The organism is Candidatus Cloacimonadota bacterium (assembly GCA_011372345.1).
Classification (GTDB): Bacteria; Cloacimonadota; Cloacimonadia; order Cloacimonadales; family TCS61; genus DRTC01.
In genome coordinates, this window is sequence record DRTC01000593.1 from 1 (window position 1) to 2,743 (window position 2,743).

Sequence of the window (2,743 nt, forward strand, 5' to 3'; positions counted from 1 at the left end):
ATCGCTCCGAATATTCCAACCGAACTGCAAAAAATCATCTTGCATTTATGTCGAATGCATTCATGAGCGATATTGAGGGTTGCATTTACGTTTGTTTCGTAATAATCAGCCCTTGGAAAATCTCTGCCACCTCTAATTGCAGCGATATGATAAACAAGATCGATTTTATGTTTCTTAAAAACGGACTGAATAAAATCCGCATCGGTAATATCGCCCGGAATGCACTTAACATGATTCTCTTGGAAGAATTGATATCGCTCTGGAATGGTGTTCTCTCTAATAAGCGCAGTGATCGCATGTTGATTTTCCTCTAACAGTTTTCTGCAAAGTTCACCCCCGATAAAGCCCGTGATACCAGTGATTAAAATATACAATTATGTTATCCTTATCCTATTTATTATTTTTATAGTAGTATGCGATTGAAAAAAAAATTCATTGTCAATAAATTTGAAATGTAAATTTATATTTAAATTTGACAAAAATAATTTAAATTTGTTACTTTGAATTGTCATATAGACAATATTACCAAATGCGGAGGTGCGGTATGAAAATAATAAAGAGTCTTATTAGTGTTATAGTATTTTTTCTTTTGGGGGCACAATTAGTTTGTGCAAATACAATTTATGTGGACTGTAACGGTGGTGGAGAATATATTACAATTCAAGAAGGTATAGATGCTTCGAGTAATGGAGATACTGTTCTGGTTGCAGATGGAATTTATACTGGAGCTAATAACAAGAATCTGTCTTGGAACGGTAACGATAAACACATTATTATTAAATCGGAGAATGGTTACGAGAGTTGTATCATTGATTGTGAAGGTAGTGGGAACGGTTTTTTCCTTAACGGAACACATCAAACCCATGCGGATATTATTGAAGGATTTACCATACAAAAAGCAAAAGGAACATGGGGCGGCGGCATTAAAGCTTATAATGCCTCTCCAATAATTCAATATAACCGCATAACAAATTGTGAGTCTGGTTACAATCACATTAAAGGACCTGGAGGTGGAATTCTTTTGTATCATAATTGCAATGCTATTGTGCAAAACAATGTCATTGATAATAATATTGCAAGTGCAAATGATTTGGCAATGGGTGGTGGTATTTGTTGTTATCATAACGACAACACAAATGCTCAGCCGATTATAAGAAATAATATCATATTTAATAATGGTGCTCTTGAAGATGCAAGTGGTGGTGGAGGTGGTATATGTGTTTATTTTTCCAGTCCGATAATTGAAAATAATCTGATATTTAACAATTATACTGATTGGTATGGAGGTGGAATTCATTGTCTGCATGGTGGTAATCCGATTATAAGGAACAATATTGTTAGTAATAATAGTACAACCCATCCTTCCCCTTCAGGAGGCGGCATTTCGATAGTCGGTGCTCACCCTCTTTTATTAAATAATATCGTAACCAATAATGATGATTATGGTATCTGTTATTTGTATGGTTCTGTAAGTATCCAGTACTGTAATGTGTGGGGAAATCTTGATGGGAATTATTATTCCTGTTCTTCAGGTATTGGCTGTATAAATGAAGATCCATTGTTTGTTGATTTATCCGGTTATGATTTTCATTTTCAGGAAAATTCTCTTTGTATCGACGCAGGAGTTGTTGATACAACCGGTATGAACTTACCACTCTATGATCTGGATGGTAATCCTCGTGTTGTTGATGGAAACGGAGATGGAATCGCAATTATTGATATGGGATGTTATGAATATTATAATTATCAACAGCACATATATCTTGAGATTCCCACAGAATACGCATTGCCCGGTGACACTGTTCTGATACCTATAAATGTTCTATTTCCTCAAGATTTAACATTCACCTCTGCAGAAATTATTATTGGCGGATATTTGGGCTCATTAGAATTTCTTGAGTTGATCGCCGATTCCAGTTTAGTTGGAGATGCTGGCTGGATGTATGAGTATAATGAAGCAGATAGTCTGAATACTATATGGATGGCTGGTTCCGAACCGATATCCGGTGAAGATGTCCTCATATGGATGAAGTTCAGTGTACCTAACACAGCAACCGATTTTATTCCAATAACGCTTGAGGATGCCTTGTTTGACACGGGTTTGGTGCCTGTCGAGCTTACATCAGGAGGAATAGACATAGTGGCTCTCATATATGGCGATGTGGATTTCAACGGATTGGTTCAGGCGTATGATGCCTCAATGATATTGCAATATTTAGTAGGTTACATTAACTTAGACGATCTGCAATTGTTTGTCGCTGATGTTAGTCTTGATTCTACTGTCTCAGCTTTGGACGCAACTTTGATCCTACAGTATGGAGTTGGAATTATAGACACTTTGCCCTATCAGCCGGGATCATCCTACATTGCCAGTGGTGATATAACAATGGAGGATCAAGTATATACCGGCGATCCCATTGATGTGCCAATAATAATCACAAATGCAGAAAATATATTTTCTTTTGAAGGTATGTTTAATTTTGACTCTGGCTGTTTAACATTAGCTGACGTTTATTGGTCTGATTATTTGGATGGTTTTTTTATATGGACAGATGTTGAGGGAGGTGAATTTAAACTCGTGGGATCCGGAACTCTGCCCTATGAGGAAGATGGATTAATGGCAACAATTAGATTTTATCCTAAAGATGGATTTAATAATTATGATTCAACAACTGTATGTTTCGAAAATCTAAGATGGAATGAAAATGATACTATGCATAATATTGCAGCATCAATTATTACA

2 protein-coding genes are annotated in these 2,743 nt (G+C 36.1%); one reads left to right on the forward strand and one right to left on the reverse strand.

All coding sequences use genetic code 11. The annotated features are described in order from the left end of the window. The coding region (locus tag ENL20_11325; GenBank protein HHE39143.1) for an SDR family NAD(P)-dependent oxidoreductase at positions 1-374 on the reverse strand (374 nt) is incomplete at its 3' end. A 179-nt stretch (positions 375-553) separates the two neighbouring features. Here ENL20_11325 and ENL20_11330 point away from each other — a divergent pair. After that, a partial coding sequence (locus tag ENL20_11330; GenBank protein ID HHE39144.1) for a hypothetical protein occupies positions 554-2,743 on the forward strand: 2,190 nt, incomplete at its 3' end.